The 18,897-nt window shown below is 67.4% G+C and carries 20 protein-coding genes and 1 pseudogene; 15 read left to right on the forward strand and 6 right to left on the reverse strand.

From position 1 onward, the window contains the following. Window positions 1–121 precede the first annotated feature (121 nt). Window positions 122–550 carry a DUF6647 family protein gene (locus tag LOKHON_RS07850; RefSeq protein ID WP_017929072.1) on the forward strand — a complete coding sequence of 143 codons (429 nt, stop codon included), beginning with the start codon at window positions 122–124 and terminating at the stop codon, window positions 548–550. Window positions 551–768: 218 nt separating this feature from the next. Here the strand turns inward: LOKHON_RS07850 and LOKHON_RS07855 are convergent, their stop codons facing one another. Then, window positions 769–1,914, reverse strand: coding sequence for an acyltransferase family protein (locus LOKHON_RS07855; protein ID WP_017929073.1), 1,146 nt, complete (start codon window positions 1,912–1,914; stop codon window positions 769–771). A 354-nt stretch (window positions 1,915–2,268) separates the two neighbouring features. Continuing rightward, on the reverse strand, window positions 2,269–3,720 hold the full coding sequence (locus LOKHON_RS07860; protein WP_211205679.1) for a tetratricopeptide repeat protein: 1,452 nt from the start codon (window positions 3,718–3,720) through the stop codon (window positions 2,269–2,271). Between the two features lie 358 nt (window positions 3,721–4,078). Between LOKHON_RS07860 and LOKHON_RS15885 the strand changes: the two are divergent. From LOKHON_RS15885 to LOKHON_RS07880, 4 genes and pseudogenes are all read left to right on the forward strand, one after another. Next, a pseudogene (locus LOKHON_RS15885) lies at window positions 4,079–4,231 on the forward strand (IS256 family transposase); the annotation flags it as partial. A 236-nt stretch (window positions 4,232–4,467) separates the two neighbouring features. After that, on the forward strand, window positions 4,468–4,836 hold the full coding sequence (locus tag LOKHON_RS07870; RefSeq protein WP_017929075.1) for a hypothetical protein: 369 nt from the start codon (window positions 4,468–4,470) through the stop codon (window positions 4,834–4,836). Between the two features lie 16 nt (window positions 4,837–4,852). Then, window positions 4,853–5,719, forward strand: a complete 867-nt coding sequence (locus LOKHON_RS07875) for an SDR family oxidoreductase (protein ID WP_036082417.1) — start codon at window positions 4,853–4,855, stop codon at window positions 5,717–5,719. Further along, window positions 5,716–6,396, forward strand: coding sequence for a hypothetical protein (locus LOKHON_RS07880; protein ID WP_017929154.1), 681 nt, complete (start codon window positions 5,716–5,718; stop codon window positions 6,394–6,396). Before LOKHON_RS07875 ends, LOKHON_RS07880 begins: the two co-directional genes overlap by 4 nt. Before the next feature lie 516 nt (window positions 6,397–6,912). Here the strand turns inward: LOKHON_RS07880 and LOKHON_RS07885 are convergent. Both LOKHON_RS07885 and LOKHON_RS07890 read right to left on the reverse strand, forming a co-directional pair. Further along, on the reverse strand, window positions 6,913–7,326 hold the full coding sequence (locus LOKHON_RS07885; RefSeq protein ID WP_017929153.1) for a DUF4345 domain-containing protein: 414 nt from the start codon (window positions 7,324–7,326) through the stop codon (window positions 6,913–6,915). A 663-nt stretch (window positions 7,327–7,989) separates the two neighbouring features. Then, the gene (locus LOKHON_RS07890; RefSeq protein ID WP_017929152.1) at window positions 7,990–9,078 is read right to left on the reverse strand and encodes a hypothetical protein; all 1,089 of its coding nucleotides are present in this window, start codon (window positions 9,076–9,078) and stop codon (window positions 7,990–7,992) included. Window positions 9,079–9,211: 133 nt separating this feature from the next. Here LOKHON_RS07890 and LOKHON_RS07895 point away from each other — a divergent pair, with 133 nt between their 5' ends. Genes LOKHON_RS07895 through LOKHON_RS07930 form a run of 9 tightly spaced genes read left to right on the forward strand, consistent with a single transcriptional unit; the run spans window position 9,212 to window position 15,913 of the window. Further along, the gene (locus LOKHON_RS07895; RefSeq protein WP_081610615.1) at window positions 9,212–10,333 is read left to right on the forward strand and encodes a hypothetical protein; all 1,122 of its coding nucleotides are present in this window, start codon (window positions 9,212–9,214) and stop codon (window positions 10,331–10,333) included. 14 nt (window positions 10,334–10,347) lie between these two features. Then, window positions 10,348–11,124, forward strand: a complete 777-nt coding sequence (locus tag LOKHON_RS07900) for an RnfABCDGE type electron transport complex subunit D (RefSeq protein WP_017929150.1) — start codon at window positions 10,348–10,350, stop codon at window positions 11,122–11,124. Beyond that, complete coding sequence (gene nqrC, locus LOKHON_RS07905) at window positions 11,117–11,917, forward strand: NADH:ubiquinone reductase (Na(+)-transporting) subunit C (protein ID WP_017929149.1); 801 nt, start codon at window positions 11,117–11,119, stop codon at window positions 11,915–11,917. The genes LOKHON_RS07900 and nqrC overlap by 8 nt, the downstream gene beginning before the upstream one ends. Further along, window positions 11,914–12,573: an NADH:ubiquinone reductase (Na(+)-transporting) subunit D gene (locus LOKHON_RS07910; protein WP_017929148.1), complete on the forward strand. Its 660-nt coding sequence runs from the start codon at window positions 11,914–11,916 to the stop codon at window positions 12,571–12,573. Before nqrC ends, LOKHON_RS07910 begins: the two co-directional genes overlap by 4 nt. Further along, window positions 12,570–13,169 (forward strand): NADH:ubiquinone reductase (Na(+)-transporting) subunit E, encoded by a 600-nt coding sequence (gene nqrE, locus LOKHON_RS07915; RefSeq protein WP_017929147.1) that lies wholly within the window; start codon window positions 12,570–12,572, stop codon window positions 13,167–13,169. The genes LOKHON_RS07910 and nqrE overlap by 4 nt, the downstream gene beginning before the upstream one ends. After that, window positions 13,166–14,383 carry an NADH:ubiquinone reductase (Na(+)-transporting) subunit F gene (gene nqrF / locus LOKHON_RS07920; RefSeq protein ID WP_017929146.1) on the forward strand — a complete coding sequence of 406 codons (1,218 nt, stop codon included), beginning with the start codon at window positions 13,166–13,168 and terminating at the stop codon, window positions 14,381–14,383. The genes nqrE and nqrF overlap by 4 nt, the downstream gene beginning before the upstream one ends. Before the next feature lie 3 nt (window positions 14,384–14,386). After that, on the forward strand, window positions 14,387–15,343 hold the full coding sequence (locus LOKHON_RS07925) for an FAD:protein FMN transferase (RefSeq protein WP_017929145.1): 957 nt from the start codon (window positions 14,387–14,389) through the stop codon (window positions 15,341–15,343). Between the two features lie 13 nt (window positions 15,344–15,356). Continuing rightward, window positions 15,357–15,506 carry a hypothetical protein gene (locus LOKHON_RS16085; protein WP_017929144.1) on the forward strand — a complete coding sequence of 50 codons (150 nt, stop codon included), beginning with the start codon at window positions 15,357–15,359 and terminating at the stop codon, window positions 15,504–15,506. 26 nt (window positions 15,507–15,532) lie between these two features. Beyond that, window positions 15,533–15,913 (forward strand): CBS domain-containing protein, encoded by a 381-nt coding sequence (locus LOKHON_RS07930; RefSeq protein ID WP_281177647.1) that lies wholly within the window; start codon window positions 15,533–15,535, stop codon window positions 15,911–15,913. A 322-nt stretch (window positions 15,914–16,235) separates the two neighbouring features. Here the strand turns inward: LOKHON_RS07930 and LOKHON_RS07935 are convergent, their stop codons facing one another. Continuing rightward, window positions 16,236–17,078 (reverse strand): universal stress protein, encoded by an 843-nt coding sequence (locus tag LOKHON_RS07935; protein ID WP_017929142.1) that lies wholly within the window; start codon window positions 17,076–17,078, stop codon window positions 16,236–16,238. A gap of 177 nt (window positions 17,079–17,255) precedes the next feature. Here LOKHON_RS07935 and LOKHON_RS07940 point away from each other — a divergent pair, with 177 nt between their 5' ends. After that, window positions 17,256–17,669, forward strand: coding sequence for a c-type cytochrome (locus tag LOKHON_RS07940; protein ID WP_026147551.1), 414 nt, complete (start codon window positions 17,256–17,258; stop codon window positions 17,667–17,669). 402 nt (window positions 17,670–18,071) lie between these two features. On the opposite strand, the gene LOKHON_RS07945 is transcribed toward LOKHON_RS07940, so the two are convergent. Then, window positions 18,072–18,887 (reverse strand): universal stress protein, encoded by an 816-nt coding sequence (locus LOKHON_RS07945; protein ID WP_017929140.1) that lies wholly within the window; start codon window positions 18,885–18,887, stop codon window positions 18,072–18,074. Window positions 18,888–18,897: the final 10 nt, after the last annotated feature.

Here is an 18,897-nt window from a genome sequence, read left to right on the forward strand (position 1 = left end):
ACACCGTCACGGCCTTGGGAGGATCATCATGTTCCGCACTGCCCCTTACATCGCGACGCTTGCCTTGTGCTTCTCAACCATCACCGCAGCGCCGTTTCCCGCTTCCGCAGAGGAGGGCCAGATGCGCGACGCACCGCCGCTTCTCGACACCCTCGCGCTGTGGCTTGAAGTCAATTTCGACCTGCCACCCGCCGAGCGCGAGCCGCGTCTCGTCACCTTGCCCGGCCCGGAGCTGGTCGCGATGCGCTATGGCGACGGGGCACGCGTCGCCCCGGACCGGGTGGTCGCGCTCTATGACGAAGCCACCGGCACCATCTACCTCTCCGAGGGTTGGACTGGCCGCAGCCCGGCGGAGCTGTCGGTCCTGGTTCACGAATTGGTCCACCACATGCAAGCCATGGCCGCGCACCGCTTTGCCTGCCCGGCCGCGCGCGAGCGGCTGGCTTACCAGGCGCAGGACGCCTGGCTCGCCCTGTTCGGCGAGGATCTGGAAACCGCCTTCGACCTTGATCCGGCGATGCTGCTGGTCGGCACGGTCTGCATCCATTGACGGTCCCGGCATTGCCGGAGGTGAAACCCGACCTGCAATCGCGAAAGGAAACGATGTGTCCGCATACTGTGTTGGCGCGCGTCACGGCAGAGGGTCATGATCTCGACCTCATCAGCCTGAACCTCCGAGATTTCTTCAGTGAGGCGGCGCATATCCGCACCCTCGCCCATGGTCGGGAACCACCTGCGCCATATCGATGGCGGCTTGACCATGAGCGATCATCCCGCAGGCAAAGGCGCTCTGCCGCCGACGAGGAACCTCGCTTGGCCCAGCCGGTCCATCAGACGCCACGCGATCCATGTCGCGAGGAAGACGAAAGCCGAGACGAGACCGAATTCGATCCACCATGGCGCTGGAAACTGTGCGACCACTGCCAGCCCGACCAAGGTCAGTGGAAAGTGGAGCACGTAGAGCGGAAACACCGCACGGTTCAATTCGGACAGCACCGGGCTTGGCCTGTGGAGATACCGCGCCGCCAGCCCGAGAGCGGCGATACACCAGCACCAGGCCGTCGCCGCTTCGACCACCGAAAAGGCGGTCGCGTTCGGAGGAGCCAGCCCTGCCGGCCGCCAACCGCCGGCCGCGAGGGCTTGGCCCGCAGCGGCATCCTCCAGCAACGCGATCGCGAGAAGCGTCACCTTGCCTCCGAACAACAGGACCGCGCCGGCCAGCAGCCACCATGCCCGTCTGCCTGCCCACTTCAGGAAACGGTCGTGGTCGGCTCCGATGAGATAGCCACCCGAAAAGAAGAGAAGGTAGAGCGCGAACTGATAATTGTCACCGGTGAGCGCTGCCGCATGCGGCTTCAGTAGAACGACGGTTCCCGCCGACAGAAGGATCAGGATTGTGCACAGGATGCCCGGCTGCGGCATGGAAGTTCCGAGGCGTTCCCGAAACCGGAAGACCGGCCAGCACAGCATGGTGTAGAGCGCGAGATTGATCAGGAACCACAGATGCTGAACCTGCTGAAGCTCTGGGGTTGTCGTCCACGTCCACCAAAAGGCGGAGAAACCGGCTGCGTCGCCAGTCATGACGGCGATCGCATAGCCGCCAAAGACATTGATGAAGATGGTGCCGAACAGAAGCGGCCCTCCGAGCCGCAGAAGCCGCCGGCCAATGAACCGCGGTCCTGCGCCCCTCGAGGTCAGGAACCACGTGCCGATCCCGGCTATCATGAAGAGCGAGGGGAGCCGCCAGCTGTGGCTCCAGTAGATGAACAGGGTCAGTCCGTCGCCGGCCAACCGGTCGTTCACGAACCGGTAGATGTCGACGCCCCAATCCACGAACCCAACAGCGACATGATGCGGAACCAGCAAGGCAAAGAGAATGATCCGCAACCAGTCGAGTTCATGCCTTCGGGTCATGGGAAAACTCGCATCAGCCGGGTGGGTCGGCCTGTCTTCATGAGCAACCCAATCGGGCGCTCTCGCATGGCCGATGCACCACCATTCGCAGCCTCACCCCTTGCGCTGGCTTGGCCAGCAAGTTCGCGGCCCTACTTGGCCAAGGGTAGCATACGCCGGTATCAATACGTCAGCTGCGGGCTCGAAGCTGACTTGCGGCAGCGAGGCGACGCCCAAGGCAGCGGCATGCCCGCCGGGCGCAACGGCTCTTACGCGAAACAGAGCGGTCGTTTGCCGCAAGTGACGATCCCCAATTGCCAATTCGAGTCTATCGGAGATCGTGTTGCGCCGGGCGCCGACGAGCAATCTTCTCGGTCATTCCAGCTTTGCCAAGCTGCGGGCGCGATTGGGCGAGAGGGCGAGGGTTGCGCGATAGGCTTCAAGCGCGTCGTCGGGGCGCCCCAATGCGCTCAGCATGTCGCCGAAAAGTTCACGCGCCGGCAGGACATGACCGGGGGTCACGGGGCTCTTGCCGGCCTCGTCTTCCAGATCCGCCGCCGCCCGCTGCTTGGTCAGCGCCGCGTCACCATTGCCCTCGGCCAGTTCGACCCAGGCCTCGACCGTGAGGATCTGACCCTCGGTGAGACGCGCCCAATAGTCCTGCCCATCCTCTCGCATGGCGTCCCGCAGACTGCCCAGTTTCTCGACGGCGGCGCGCGCCGTCTCGACGTCGTCGGTGCGCGCGGCTCCCAAACCCTTGGCGAACCAGCGCATCGCGACGGTCTGGGGGAAGTTTTCCCACGGAATCGCGCCGTGCATGTCGGGCGACAGCGCCGCGGCCTCGGCCCAATTCTCCTGCTCCAGCAGCAGACGGACCGGCGCCGCCGCCAGGGCATAGGCGCCGCCGAAGCTGGCCTGGTGGTTGTCGATGGCGAGCATCTCGTCCACCAGCCGCGCCGCCTCCTCGGCCTGTCCCATTTGCAGGTGGCCATAGACCATGTAGTCGACCGCATGGGCGTAATGGGACTGGATCACGTCACCGGAGGTGTCGAGAGCGGCTTCCGCCGACCGGCGATTGAGGTCGATCGATTTCGCCCAGTCCCCCGTCCGCGTGTAGATATGCGCCGGCATGTGCAGCGCGTGAGCCGCCTCCGGGGCCGCCTTGTCGTAGATCTCGGCATAGGGGAGACCGCGCTCCTTGAGCGGCGGGTTGTCGTAGGCATGGATCGCGTAATGGATCACGCCGGGATGTTCGGGCGCGGTTTCGTGCAGGGCGTCGAGCGCGTCGCCCACGCGCGCGTTCACCTCGAACCGCTCCGCCCCGCCGGGCGCCGTCGCCAAGCGGGCGAGCGCGGCAAGGGCGGCGGCGTCGATATTGTCGGGATTGCGCTCGTGGGCGGTCTGCTGCGCCTCGGCCCAGGCCGCGAGGCGGGCGGGGTAGCCATCGTGGTCGGGCGCGTAGAAGGCAGCTGCCGCATCGACCAGCGCCTGTTCGAGATCGCTGCCTGGCGTCATGGTGGCCAGCCGCCCGGCGGCATCATTGCCGCGTGCCGTTTCGGCTTCGGACGGTGTCCCGGGCCAGAGGGGATGAAAGTTGGCCATGGCGATCCCCCACTGCGCCATGGCGCAGTCGGGATCGGCCTCGGCAGCCTGCCCAAAGGCCGCCTCGGCTTCGATATACATCATGTTGTGCAGCAGGGTCAGGCCCCTGTCGACCGCAGCATCGGCCTCGCTGGCACATGTGGTTGGAAGATCGACCCCCTGCGCGGCAGGCGAGGTGGGAATGGTGAGTGCGCTGGAAAGTGCGACAACGGCGGTTCCGGTCATGTTCGAGAAGCGTAGCATTTCAGACCCTCCAGGAAATCGATTTGGTCAATTTTCCACTCTGACTGCGAGGGGTTCATCGATCACCGCCGTCGGCATGAATCCTCGAAAGGATGGGCGCAGGCCCGAGAGCCGCCGGGGCCTGTGATGTTTCCAGTCGGAAATCTCGAACCGAACGCACCAATGACGGCGACAATTCGGCCTGCAATGATGATGCGACAACCCTACGATCGGGCGCTATTGACGTAAGGTAACACAGGAGGTGGGGTCATGTCCCGTGGCGTGGTGTAGCTGAGGCGGCCGTCGGGTTTCTCGGTAGGGTCGGTTTGCGAAAGCCAACCTGAACCGAGGGATGCCCCCGATGACCAAACCCATGATGGACCTGAGAGAGCTCGTCGAGAAGAGCGGTGAGGCGGATCTTCTGCGGGAGATGATCGGCTTTGCGGCCGAGCGCCTGATGGAGCTCGAGGTAGGTGGCCAGACCGGCGCCGCCTACGGCGAGAAGAGTCCTGAACTGCCTGCGCGGCCGCGGCCATGCGGTCGTGAACTGAGGGAGGAAGCCATGCATGATGTCCGCACCCGCATGGAGGGCCTGCACCACCTGCTGACCGGGGGGACGGGCCACCCGACAGGGCGCCGCGCGTCTCCGCCCCGGCACCTGTGGGGCGATCTCGGCCTGCCCGAGGGGAGGCCGCGCAGCCCGCGGCGGTCGCTTCCGGCGCGCTTGCTGCGGTGGTGAGGGTCCCGTCCATGACCCAGATCCTCGCCTTCGCCTATGCCGGGCTGACTGCACTGCCCATCCTGATGCACTTGGGCGTCGCCGCCGGTGCCCCGCTCGGCCGCCTGACGGTCGGCGGTCGCTTTCCCGGCCGCCTGCCGCCGGCCTGGCGGGCGCTGGCGCTGGTCCAGGCCGCGCTGCTTGCAACCATGGCCGGGGCGGTGCTCGCCAGGGCCGGCATCGGCGCGTCGCCTTTGGCGCTCCTGTTCTGGCCCGCCCTCGCGCTCACGCTGCTGTCGCTCGCCGCGAACGCTGCCAGCCCCTCGCGCCCGGAGCGCCTGCTCTGGACGCCGGTCCTCTTTCTCATGGCCGCCGCCGCGCTCGGCGTCGGCCTGTCATGAACACCGGAGACGACCCATGAACGTTCTCGTTGCCGGCGCGACCGGCTATCTCGGGCGCTTTCTCTGCGCCGAATACCTGCGACGCGGGCACCACGTCACCGCGCTGGTCCGCGACACCACGCGGGCCGGGGATCTTGCCGATCTGTCGATCGAGGCCGAGGCCACCCGGCCCGAGACGCTCGAGGGGATCATGGACGGCGTGGACCTCGTCGTCTCGTCGCTTGGCATCACCCGGCAGGCAGACGGGCCCGGCTACCGGGAGGTCGACTTCCAGGCGAACCTGAACCTGCTGCGCGAGGCCGAGGCCGCGGGCGTCGGACGCTTCGCCTATGTGCATGTCCTGAATGCCGACGCCATGAAGGGCGTGCCGCTTGTCGATGCCAAGAGCGCCTTCGTGGACGCGCTCCACGCCTCCGACATGCCCGCGACCGTGATCGCGCCCAACGGCTTCTTCTCGGACATGGGCGAAATGTTCGCGATGGCGCGCAAGGGCCGCGTCTGGCTGTTCGGGGACGGGGCGCAGCGCCTCAACCCCATTCATGGCGCCGATCTGGCGGTGGCCATCGCCGACGCGACCGACGCCGGCCGGGGCTGGGCCGAGATCGGCGGCCCCGACGTGATGACTCAGGGCGAGATCGCCCGCGCCGCCTTCGACGCACTCGGGACCGCGCCGCGCATCACCTGTCTGCCGGACGCCCTGCGCCGGACCGCGCTCGCCGTCCTGCCGCTCCTGCCGCGCCGCGTGAGCGGCCCCGCGCGCTTCTTCCTGACCGCGCTCGGAATGGACATGGTCGCGCCCCGCTTCGGGACGCGGCGCCTCACCGACCACTTCGAAACCCTCGCCGCGGAAGCGGCGCGCCAACCGAAAGGAACTCGCTCATGACCCTCCGCAAAGCCGGCGGCCTCGCCGCCCTGACCTGCGCCGCCACCTATCTGTTTGGCTTCGCCTTGCTTGTCACCGTGCTCGCGCCGCTGGGTTTCGGCTCGGACGAGATCGACGTCGCCGCCGTCGTGGCCTTCATCGCGGACCGCCCGGGCGTGCTGATCGTCTGGAACACCCTGATCTACGTCGTGAACGCGCTGGCGCTCGCGGTTCTCGTCGTTGCGCTCCGCCGGCAGATCGCCAATTCGCGGCCCGACGCCGCCGCCCTGACCGGGGCGATCGGGCTGATCTGGGCCACCCTCGTCCTCGGCGCCGGCATGATCGCGAATGTCGCCGTCGAACGGACACATGCGCTCGCCGCGGACCCGGCGGCCGCGGCCTCCCTCTGGCAGACGCTGCACGCGGTCGAACTGGGCTTGGGCGGCGGCAACGAGATCGCCGGCGGCGCATGGATCCTGGCGGTCAGCCTCGCAGGGCTTGCGAGCGGCCTTCTCGGCCGCGTCACGGCCGGGATCGGCGCGATCAGCGGCTTCGCCGGGCTCGTGACCATCCTGCCGCCGCTCGGGGAGACCGCCGGCGCCGTCTTCGGCCTTGGCGCTATCGCGTGGTTCGTTGCCGTGGGGATCGTGCTTCTGCGGGGCGGCCAGACGGCGTTGGGGAAGGAGGTCGCCGCCTGACATCGCTTCGAATTCTGATCGTCGCCAGTCTCAGGGCTGTGCCCCGGCCCATGACCCGACCAGCCCTGCCGAGTGACAGGGCTGGTCACCGGGTCGCCAAGGGTGGCCGATCGGCCTCGTTTCCTCGCTGCAAAGGCCGAAGACCCGTGGTTCTCGCAGGCGGATGATCACAGTTCCGGGATGGCGGCCGAGCTTGGTGGCGAGGGTGGACTTGCCTGAAGCGATCCGACCGTAGAGCAGGACGAGGGTCGTTTGTCCGGCCATGTCTCGCCCCCTTTGCGTCACGCAGGCTGCGACTGGGACAGCGTCGTCAATCCGACGAGCAGAAGCGCCGCCATGGCTGCTGGTGAGCAACAGCGAATGCATGATGAAATCGGAAAAGGCGAGGGAGACGCCACCGACCAGCGCGTAGGCGAGAACGGCGAAGGGGCGAGGTAGAAGACGAGGGGCGACATCGGTCTGGACTCCTTCGGCTGAAGGGGCGGCGCGGCGAGAAGAGCCGCGCCGCGCGCGTGGTTAGCGCATGGGGTATGCCGCGAAGGGCGGGGACGCTGGCTGCCGGAGTCGGCGTCGGAACGCGGCGATAGCGATCTCGACGATGAGAGCGGCGATCACGCTGCCGGACGGCATGCCGTCGAGGACCAGGCCGACCAGTCGCACCGCCGGAAAGGCGAGGAAGGCCGTCAGGGCCACTGCGACCGAGATTGGCAGGATCGCGCGCCGCCAGATGCCGAGCAGCATGAAGATGTCGAAGCCGGCGAGTCCCGTGCCGGGCACGCGAGGCTCGCCGAGCAGGGACGCATCCTGCCTGAGCGCAATGCCGTAGCTCGCGTAGAACGCATGCGGCGCGCTGACGATGAAGCTGCCGATGGCGAGCGTGGTGAGGCCGGAGGCCCCGAGCGCGACCTTTTCGAAGAGGGTGGTGGACATGTCGTGGTCCTCTCTAGAGTTGGCGATCAGGCGGCGCTGGTCCCTGCGCCGCTCGCATCACGCCATCGGTCATGTGCGCGTTCCGTCCATCGAGCAGGATTTCGGTTCGCGGCGAGAGGCACAGAAAAAGGTTGGATCCCTGGTTTGGGGCGGACTGAGGGAGCCGTTTTGGGAAGTAGAAGACCCGCCCCCGGCGCAGCAGATAGGGCCCGGCATGGTGCTTGGCTCTACGACGACCGGAAGGGCGGGAAGATCGGGGCAGTGTCACATCATGTGTCACACGCTGTGTCACAGTCGCAAACGGCTGTAGCACATGAGTCGATCCAGAGCGCTTGGAGGCTCTGATTCCGTTAGGTTTTGGGAAAAACCTGGCTGGGGTGGTAGGAGCCCCAGTAAGATTTCGAGTTTTCCTAAGTCCCTGATGGATCGAGGGAAAGTCCGGCAACCACCTGCGTGTATGACATCGCAGTAGGGTAGCTCGGTGTTTATCCTATGCAAGAGATTTTGGTGCTGTAGAAGCGATCGGCTGGATCGCGCTCTTGATAGAATCCGCAGGACGATGCCCGGACCCGCATCTTCATTTTAGGGAACCGGTCGAGGACCGCTCAGTGGTGATGTCGGAACGCTGATCAATCCGCATCATCAGACAGCCGCACCTTTGTTTCACGGCCTGCTGAAGGCGTCTCCTTGAGCTTGGGGCAGGGCTGCTGCCAGGTCGTTCACGCTATCGATCAGAAGTTGCGCCGCATAATGGGGATTGTGGGCATGGCTGCCCCCGTCTTTCGCGACGAACTGGTAGTTGTAGGCTGCACGCAGTAATCGCGGTGTCCAGTTGGCATAGCGGTTGTCGCGCATTGTTTCCTCCGCGCTGGCCTGACCATCGTCGTCGAGATCGGTAAAGAAGTAGGGATAGCTGTCCGGCGCGTAGAGAATGGCCGCGTCAGGGATGGTTTCGGCGTAGAGCCGGATCATCATGTGCAGATGTTCGTGCAGGGTTGCGATCTCCGAGGCGATGCCTTCGGCGGTATCACCGTCGCCGTCTAGATCCGCCGAAGTCGTTCGGATCGCGCGCGAGTCCGTCACACCTGCGTGACAGCTCGTGCAGTCCGCGATTTCGATCGCCGTGTCATGTGCGCCGTGGCAGCCTGCGCAGTCGTCGAATCCCGGGACATGCGCGAAACGTCCCGAATAGCTCTGACCCGGGTACTCGTAGCCGCCACCGACCTCGGCACCCAGCAATGTTGCCGCAGCCGCGGAATAATGGACATTGATGAAACTCAGCCGGTCAGACACCTCGTCGTCGTCGAGATCCGAAACGGCCGTTTCGACAGCCTCCCCGGACGCGCGGCCCTGATGGCAGACCGCGCATACCGCCATGCCCGACCCGAGAGAAACCGCCGCGCCTGAGGGGAAGGGTACTGTGGCGAGCGACGCCGCTTCGGGAGCATGACAGGAGGTGCATTCGACTAGCTCCCCGGTGGGAACGGGATGGTCGATGGCGCCGACGGTGGTCATCGGCGAGGCGAGGTAGTCTGCGAAACCCGTTGTGGAATGGCAGGCCGCGCAGGCGCCGGGGATTTCGCCCTCCTCGTCCCAGTGGCGGAACGCCTCTGCCATGGCATCGGCGTGACCCGAGGCCATCCAGTCCTCGACGATCTCCTCGGGCGTGGGTTCGGTGCCCTGCGCCTGTGACCAGATCGGAACGAGGCTGCCGGTCAGCAGCGCGGGCAGGAGGAAAGCAGGATGGCGCATGGCGTCTCTCCACGGCTCTGGAACCACATGCCCCGATGATGCGCGGCATGATCGAGGCGATCCTTGATGCAGATCAAGGTCGCGGGCCGGCTTCTGGCGGAAGCAGGGAAAAGACGCCGCCACGGAGGTCATCATGTCCTGTCTCGAGCCGGATCGCCAAGACCCCTTCGGCACGCCAGCCCGCACCCCTCGCATGGTCAGGCTGGAGGCAAGCGATCTGCCGGGCCTGCGCCCGGTGGCCTGTATCGAGGAGGGGGCGGAGGTCGTGCCCGGTACGCCGGTCATGCATGACAGGGCGCGGCCCGAGATCCGGGTGGTGGCGACGGTGGCGGGCCGTGTGGAGCGGGTCGAGACCGGGCTCGGCCGCCGCGCCGTCCGGGTCGTGATCCGGCCCGAAGGTCGGGCGATGGCGGTCCCGGCGACGGCTGCGGGAGATACCCGTGACGTGATGCTGGCGCATGGGATCTGGCCGGACCTGCGCACCCGGCCCTTCGGCCGCGTGCCTGATCCGGAGGCGCGACCCAAGGCGATCCTCGTGAACGCGCTGGATGGCGCGGGGGTCGCAGCGGCGCAGGGCGCCCCTCGCGCGCTGGGACACGGCTTGCGCGCGCTGTGCGATCTGACCGAGGGGCCGGTGATCCTGTGCCAACATGGCGGGGTCGCGTTGATCCCGGCGGAGGGGCGGATCGAGATCGACACGGCCGCGCCGCGCCATGACGGCATGGCCTTCAGGCTGCGGAGGCGATGCAGCGTGGCCCATGGGGGCGAGGTCTGGATTCTCGACGTGCAGTCGGCGATCGCGCTCGGGCGGCTCCGTGGCGAGGGCCTGTTCGACACCACGCGTCTCGTCGAGATCGTCGCAGCTTCGGGCGAGGTTGTAGGGCTGCACCGGATGGCTCTGGGCGCCGACCTTGCGGACGCGATTGAGGAGGCTGGCTGGCCACGCCCTGTGTCCCGTTCGCTCAGGCGCAACGAATCGCGGATCGACCCGCGCCATGAGCCCGGCCCACCATCCGAACAGGTGCTCGGGCCGATCGTGCCGGTGCCTGCCTTGACCGCGACGCTTCCGATGCGGCTGCGCGCGATCCCGCTGCTCAGGGCGCTGCAAATCGGCGATGCCGAGGCGGCCCGCAGGCATGGTTGTCTCGATCTGGTGGAGGAGGACATGCGCGCGGCGAGCGCGATCTGCGCCAGCGGCGCGAATTACGGCGCGCTGCTGCGCCGAGTCCTTGATGAGCTGGAGGCCGGAGGATGAGGGGCGGCCCCGTCATGCGGCTGAGGCGGCGGGCCGCCCGCGACGCCGTGGCGCTCCGACTGATCGCTCTCGCGCCGCCCATGGCGCTCCTGTTCCTGCAGGCACCGGGTGCGGTCTGGCCGCGCGCCCTTGCGGTGGTCACGGCGGCCTTGGCCTGCGCCTTCGTCTTTGCCGAGATCCGGGGCCGCGGGCCGATCCTCGAGGTGCTGGTGCCGGCGCTGCTCGTGATGCTGTTCGCTCCGCCCGAGGCGGCGTCCTGGCAGCTCGCGCTGGCCTTGTCCCTGGCGATCGTGCTGGGCGCACTCGTCTTCGGCGGCGCGGGCTTCGGGTTCCTCAGCATCGCCGCGCTGGCTTTGGTGCTCCTTGCCTTCTCGTTCCCGCCGCTCGCACCCGTCATGCCATCACAGTCAGTCATATGGTTCGCCTTGCCCGGTGGTCTGCTGCTCATGTTGGCGGGGCTCGCGCCGTGGCGGGTCGTGTTGGCCGGGGCCGTGGGCGTTGTGCTGGCGACAGGGCCGAGCGAACTCGATCCCGCGCTGGCCGCGCCGTTCGCCATTCTCCTGATACATTTCGCGGCGGATCCCTTCGGCGCGCCTGTCACCGGGCCGGGGCAATGGCTGTCGGGCCTGATGGTGGGCGGGCTGATCGTGCTTCTGGGCGCGCCGGAGACACGCGGTCTCGACATGTCGGCCGGCGTTTTCGCGGTGCTCCTCGCGGGCCTTTTCGCGCCGCTGGTCGATGCGGGCGTGATCGCGATCGCCGATTGGCGCGATGGGTTGCGCCATGGCTGAGGTGCGGAACCCATGGGCACGGTTTCTGGCGCGGTCCAACGAGGACCCGGTCAAGGCCCTGGGCATGGCCGGACTGGTGGCGCTGGGTGCGGCGCTTACCGTGTCGACCACGGCGATGCTGCTGGAGCCACGGCAGGCCGCCAATCTCGAGGCCGCCCGCGCCGCCCGGATGCAGGCCATGGTCGACGCTCTGCCGGGGCTGCGCATGGTGATGGAGGAGGCGGGGGTGACAGAGCTGCAAAGCCACCTCGTCGATCTGGAGACGGGCCGGGTGCTGCCCGGCGCGACATCCGGTCTCGATCCCGTGCAGGCGGCGCGTGGTCCCGACACCGGGGTCGAATTGCCGCCCGAAGCCGACATCGCCGGGCTCGGGCGACGCGAGAAGGTGGCCGCGATCCACCTGCTCGAACGTGATGGCGTGCCGGTGCTGCTGGTGCTGCCGATGCGTGGCACGGGCTACCAGTCGACCATCCACGCGCTGCTCGCGCTCGAAGCCGATCTGGATACGGTCGCGGCGCTGACCGTGACCGAGCAAGGCGAGACGCCAGGCCTCGGCGCGCAGATCGAACGCCCCGACTGGCAGGCGCTCTGGCCCGGCCGCCGCATCACCGACGACAGCGGCGCGATCCGCATCGAGGTGGTGCGCGGCGCGGCCACCACGCCCTTCGAGGTCGACGGTATCTCGGGCGCCACCCGCACCGGCAACGGCATCACCGCCATGCTGCGCTTCTGGATGGGGCCATGGGGCTATGGCCCGTTTCTCGACCGACTGGCAGAGGAGGGGATGGGATGATGCGGCTGTCGCACCACCTGACGGACCCGCTGATCCGGTCGAACCCGGTGACGCTGCAGATCCTCGGCATCTGCTCGGCGCTTGCGGTGACCACGGCGCTGGCGACGGCTTTGACCATGGCGGCAGCGCTGATCTTCGTGCTCTGCGCCTCGGCCGCGATCATCAGCGCGATCCGGCGCCATATCCCGCAGGCGATCCGGTTGATCCTGCAGATCACCATCATCGCCACGCTGGTCATCGTCACCGACGAGGTGCTGCGCGCCTATGCCTTCGAGATCAGCCAGAGGCTGTCGATCTTCGTCGGGCTGATCGTGACCAACTGTATCGTTCTGGGCCGGGCCGAAAGCTTCGCCATGCATCATCCCGTCAGGGCTTCGGTGCTCGACGCGCTGGGCAATGCCTTGGGCTACGGCTTGGTGCTGGTCATCGTCGCGACGATCCGCGAGCTTCTCGGTACCGGCAGGCTCGCGGGCATTCCGGTGCTGCCGCTGGCGGATCAGGGGGGATGGTTCGAGCCGCTGCGGCTGATGCAGCTCGCGCCCTCGGCCTTTTTCATCATCGGGCTGCTCGTCTGGGCGATCCGCGCGGCGCGTCCCGAGCAGATCGAACGACCGGATCATCGCCTTCTCCTGCGGCAGGACGGGACGTGGCCATGACCGAGATCCTGTTCGCCGCGATCCTCACCGACAACCTCGCGCTGTCCTTCTTTCTCGGCATCTGCACCTTCCTCGCGGTGTCGCAGCGGCTCTCGACGGCGCTGGGCCTCGGCATCGCGGTGATCGTGGTCCAGGGCGTGACGGTGCCGGTCAACGCGCTGATCCATGCCGTCCTGCTCGCCCCCGGCGCCCTGCACTGGATCGGACTGCCGGAGATCGATCTGAGCTTTCTGCGGATCATCGTCTTCATCGGCGTCATCGCCGCGATGGTGCAGCTGATGGAGCTTCTGCTCGACCGTTTCGTGCCGGCACTGCACCGCGCGCTGGGGGTGTTCCTGCCGCTGATCACCGTGAACTGCGCGATCCTCGGCGGCAGCCTGTTCATGGTGGAGCGGCGCTACGATCCGCTCGAAGCGGTGGTCTGGGGGATCGGCAGCGGTATCGGCTGGGCCCTCGCGATCATCGCCTTCGCCGCGATCCGCGAACGGCTGCGCTATGCCGACATGCCAGAGGGGCTGCGCGGGCTCGGCGGCGCCTTCATCGTCACCGGTCTGATGTCGCTCGGGTTTTCGGGGTTCGGAGGGCTGGCCCAATGACCGGGGTTCTGGCAGGCGTCGTGTTGCTGGTGACACTGGTGCTGGCGCTCAGCACCGCCTTGCTGATCGCAAGGCGGCGGCTGGTGCCCGACCTGCCCGTCGCCGTCACGGTGAACGACCGCGCGCCATTCGAAAGCCGCTTCGGCACCGACCTGTTGGGCGCCTTGGCCGCGCAGGACATCCTGTTGCCGGCCGCCTGCGGCGGGGCAGGGACCTGTGGCCAGTGCCGTGTGCGGGTCCGCGGAGAGATCGTGGCACCGATGCCGGCGGAGCGGGCCCGGCTGTCGCGGGCGGAGCGACGCCAAGGCATGCACCTCGCCTGCCAGATCCGGCTGCGTGCGCCGCTCACGATCGAGCTGCCGGAAGCGATCCTTGGGGCGCGTGGCTTCGAAGGCACCGTTCTGCGCACACGCTTCCTGACGCCGCTGATCCGCGAAATCGTGCTCGACGCGCCGCCCGATGTGACGGCTTCGGTGAAGGCCGGGGCCTTCGTGTCGCTGACCGCGCCGCCGCATGATCTCGGCTTCGACGCGATCGAGGTGCCGGAGCGATTTTCGGAGGACTGGGCCGAGCTCAGGGCATTGCGCGCCATCGTGACGGCACCGGTCACCCGCGCCTATTCCATCGCCAGCACCCCCGCCGATCGCAGGCAGGGTCAACTCGTACTCCTTATCCGCCTCGCCCTGCCGCCGCCCGACCGGCCTCGCCTGCCGCCGGGCGCGGTGTCGTCCTGGCTCTTTCATGTGAAGGAGGGCGCCCGGATCGCGGCGAGTGGCCCGCATGGCGATTTCCGTGCGCAGCAGGGAACGCGCGAGATGGTGTTGGTCGGCGGTGGCGTCGGTATGGCACCGCTTCGGGCGATCATCCATGAGCGGCTCGACCAAGGCGCGCCGCAGCCGATCAGCTTCTGGTACGGCGCGCGCCGCCGCGACGACCTGTTCTACGCAGAAGAGTTCACGGCGCTGACCCGGCACCATCCGAATTTCCGCTTCGAGGTCGCGCTTTCGGATCCGCGTCCCGATGACGGCTGGGAAGGACGGACGGGCTTCGTCCATGTGGCCTTGCGCGAAGGCTTCCTGCGCGATCACCCGGAGCCCGAGGCGTGCGACTACTACCTCTGCGGGCCGCCGCTGATGATCGCGGCGGTGATGGGTGTCCTGAACGAGGCGGGCGTGCCGCCGGGCCGGATTTTTTTCGACGATTTCGGGAGTTGAGCCATGCGGATCGGACGGCGGGGATTTCTGGCAGGCGCGGGGGCGGCGCTCTTCGCCTCGCCCGCATGGGCCGCGACGATGAGCCTCGGCGGCCCGGCCTTCGGCAGCTACTGGCGCTGCCTCGTACCCGCCGGGATGGACCGGGCGGCGCTCATGGCGGCGGCGACCGGCCTGATCGCCGAACTGACCGCGGAACTGTCCCCTTGGCAGGAGGACAGCGCTCTCGTCGCGCTCAATCGCGCCCCGGCGGGGCGGTGGATCCCTATCGGGCATGCGACCCGGACCTGCCTGCAGGAGGCCGAAGCCCTGCATGGGCTGACCGTGGGGGGATTCGACGCACGGGTCGGGCCGTTGGTGGCGCGCTATGGTTTCGGTCGGATCGCGGGGGGCGTTCCGAGGGACGGGCGCTTCGAACTGAAGGGCCGCGCTGTCCGCAAGAGCCACGACACGCTGACCTTCGATCCCTGCGGCTTGGCCAAGGGGCACGCAGTGGATCTGCTGGCCGCACGGATCGCGGGTCTGGGCGCGAGGGAGGCGCTGGTCGAGATCGGCGGTGAAGTCAGGGCTCTCGGTCGCCATCCCTCGGGCCGGGCATGGAGGTTGGCGGTCGAACGCCCCGGGGAAGACGGGCCGCAGGCGCAGCGGGTGATCCGGCCGGGATCGCTGGTTCTGGCGACCTCTGCTCATGTCCCGCAGGGTCATGCGGGGCCCGCGACGACCAGCCATGTCATCGATCCGGCCAGCGCCCGCCCCGCCGCGCAGACGCTCCTGCAGGTCTCCGTATTGGCCCAGACCGGCCTGCGCGCCGATGCCTTGGCCACGGGCCTTCTGGCGCTCGGACCCGAGCGGGGACCCGCACTCGCGCGCAGGGCCGGGATCGCGGCCCTGTTCCTGCGCCGTGGACCTCAGGGGCCGGTCGAGGCGATGACCGGCGGCTTCGATTCCCGCCTCATGACATGATGGGAGGCCTTGGATGACGCTTCTGTTCGTTCTCATTCTGGTGTCGCTGTCGATGGCGGGGCTGGCTCTCGGGCTTCTGCTCGGGCGCGGCCCGCTGCGCGGTGGATGCGGCGCCGCCTGCGACACGTGTTCCAAGCGCTGCGCGCGCCGCTCTGCGCCATGAAGCCGTTGCCCGATATCGCGCGGATCATGACCCGGGAGGTGATCACCGTGACGCCGGGCACGGACTTGCTGCGCGCCATGCAACTCATGGCTTTGCACGGCATTTCGGGCCTGCCGGTCATCGACGCCGAGGACCGTCTCGTCGGAATGCTGTCGCAACGGGACTGCCTGAAGGCGGCGTTGCACGCGTCCTATCACGACGCACAACCGGGCCGGGCCGCCGAGGCGATGCATGCGCCGGTCGAGAGCCTGCCCGCCGATCTGGATATCCTCTCGGCGATCGAGAAATTCCTCGACAGCCGCTACCGCCGCTTTCCGGTCCTCGAAGAGGGAAGGATCATCGGCATTCTGACACGCGGCGATCTCGTCAGGGCCTTGGCGGAGCTGGGCGGCCTCTCCGATCCCTGATGCGGCGATCCGCGGTGTCAGGATTGCAGAAGGTCGGCCGTGGCGGTTCTGCCTGCGTATGAAGGAGAGAATGGTGGGCCGCATCTCCTGAAGCTGCGCGGCACTGGCGGCCAAAATTTTCAGCGATCCTTTATGTGTCGCGAGGCTGATCTGGCCCGGCGGGAAGTGGTGCAGTGCTATCTTTGACAGGAGATCGCCTGTCCCGATGACAAACGAAAGATCGCCCACGGTCGAGACCGATGACGCTCAGCCCGCGTTTCGAGTGCCGAGGCCCCATGAGAACCGATGGCAGGATTGGCGACGGACAGAGTCCTGTTCGGCCTCAGCGGGCGAGAATGAGCGCGACACGCGCGTCGGTCAGCATCTCGCGTGTCGTGCCACCGAACAGTTGTTCGCGCAGCCGTGAATGGCCGTAGGCGCCCATCACCACGGCCTCGGCCCCCGTGTCGAAAGCATGGCGCCTCAGGATCTCCGAAACGCGGAACCGGCTGCGCGCCAGGACCGATACCTCGACCCGCGCCCCATTGCGCGCCAGGAACAGCGCGAGGTCGCCGCCCGGGTCGGAGCGATCACCTGTCTGCACCTCGGGATCGACGATCACCACGTCGACGCAACCCGCCCGACGCAGCATCGGCAGGGCGGCGCGCACCGCCACCATCGCCTCGCGGCTGTCGTCCCATGCCACCATCAGCCGGGCCGGGCGGGCCGCGATCTCGGCGCCGCCATCGGGAACGACGATCACCGGCAATCCGCCGGTGAACAACGCCGCCTCCAGCGTCGCGACTTGCAGAGGGCGCGCGTCGTGGCCGTAGGGCGCTGCGGCCACGATCCGATCGGCGAGCCGGGCAATGCGACCCACGTCGTGACCGATGAGCCCCTCGCGGATGTGGTGGCGATGCAGTTGCACGTTGCCGCGATGCGCGGGGATCAGCGGACGGATCTCGGTTTCAAGTTCGCGGGCGCGTTCCCGCGCGGCCTCGGAGTCGGGCATGGTCAGCATCAGCGTCGGGCCCGCCATGAAGGCATCGGGCGGCGTGCTCTCGATCCCGAGACAATGAATGTCGAGATGCGCCTCATCGGCTTCGGTGAGCGCGAGCGCTGTGGCAATGGCGCCGCGATCCACGGTGGCGTCGGTGGCCAGAACGGCAACGGTTCCTCGGGGCATCGGTCCCTCCTGTCTTCGAGATGCCCCAAAGCTGCCGCGCATCAGGCGGTTGCGCCTTGATCGGGATCAAGAAACCAGATGCCCGCGCTTGATCCAGATCAAGGCGCCCTCGAGAGCAAGCGGCGAGTGCTGGGGGCAGGGGCCGGGACAGGCTCGGAGGCATTGATGGAGCAGCACATGAAACGGATCATCGCCGCAGCGGCATTTACGGGAGCGGCGCTACTGGCCGCCTGCGCCGTAACGGAGCCGGAGCCGGAATTGCCGAGCGGCCGCGCGCTTTTCATGGAGAACTGCGCCGCATGTCATGGCGCGGGCGGGCGCGGCGACGGGCCGCTGGCTGCCGGGCTGCCTCGGGCTCCGGCCGACCTGACGCAATTGCGACCGGCCGGCGAACCCTTTCCGATGGTCCATGTCATGTCCTATATCGACGGCTATTTTCGGCAGGACGACCCGGCGCAGGTGATGCCCGAGTATTCTCAGCTCTTCACCGGCCCGACCCTGTATGTCGACACCAGTGACGGCATTCTCACGCCGACGCCGCATCCACTGGTCGCGCTGTCCGACTATCTCGAAACCTTGCAGGAGGGATGACCCGGAAGGTGATGCGGGCCTCTTTGCGCCTGCGATGTGGCGAGGCGCAGGGACAATCCTCACGCTATAGCAAGATGACACGAGTGGCCCGGCCCTGTTTCCACCCCACGACCCCGGTGCCGGTGACGTCGGCTCCCAAGGCAAAGGCCATTCCGGTCGGGGTGTCGTGCCACGCCGCTGCATATCGGCGTCGCCAACTGCATGCATTTGGTGGCGGATCGGCCGGTTCGTCATTGCATCCAGCCGATGACGCCCCCGGCTTCGCGCCCCGCGCTGCAAAGGCAACGCGGCGTGCTGCTCGGCCGGAGGGGGCGCCGCGCCTGTTTCAGCGGCCCAGCAATTCACCCTGCCATCGCGGCACGGCCCCCTTCTGGCAAAAACCCTTGCCGATCGAGCCGTTCGCTAGGCAATGGTCGGACACACCAGCAGGTCGCATGGCGGCGTTCTGATGAAACTGTCCTTCAGATCCAGTACCGCCCCTGCATTGACGAAGACGATCAGTTCGGTCCGGTCGGACGAGACTTTTTGACGTATCTTGATGCGAGGATCGCCCTTGAGGTCAGGCATCTCGGTGTTCAAGGCGAGGCCCATCTTCTCGCGAAGATCTTCGATCGCCCTTGTATCCTGCTCCGGCGTGACGCTTGTGGCGGCGCCGGAGGCGCTGCCGCACAAAGTTTCGGCGTCCCGATCGAGCGGCACGACCTGTATCAACTCGATGGCCGAATGCGGCGCGATCGCGCGAATGACCGGAATGGCCGTTTCGCTCGCCGGACCGGGGGCCACCGCTACCAGCACGCGACGATAGGGCGTTTCCGGGGCGGAGAGCGAGACGAGGACCGGCACGGGGCAGTCGGCGGTCAGGCGCTCCACGAATGTCCCGTGAAACATGTCGATCCCGTTCGGATGGACATGCTGGCCTGCCACGAGCAGGTTGGCCTTCTTCCGCTTCAAGATCGCGTAGATATCCTGCCAATCTCCCGAATAGGTGTGGCTGACCTGCAGTGACGATCCGTAGCGGCATTGGATCCGGGCCCGCAGCGTATCGAAGTAGCCTTCCACGAGCGCATTGAAATGCGCTTTCTGCTCGGCTGCGATCCGGAAGTTCGCGGCATGAAAAATATGCAGCCGTCCACCCGTATGGGCGGCGATGGCCGCGCCCCGCAGGACCGCCTGATTGCCTGCCTTGGAGAAGTCCGTCGCAGCGACGATCGTTTTCATGTGCTTCACC

The organism is Limimaricola hongkongensis DSM 17492 (genome assembly GCF_000600975.2).
GTDB lineage: Bacteria > Pseudomonadota > Alphaproteobacteria > Rhodobacterales > Rhodobacteraceae > Limimaricola > Limimaricola hongkongensis.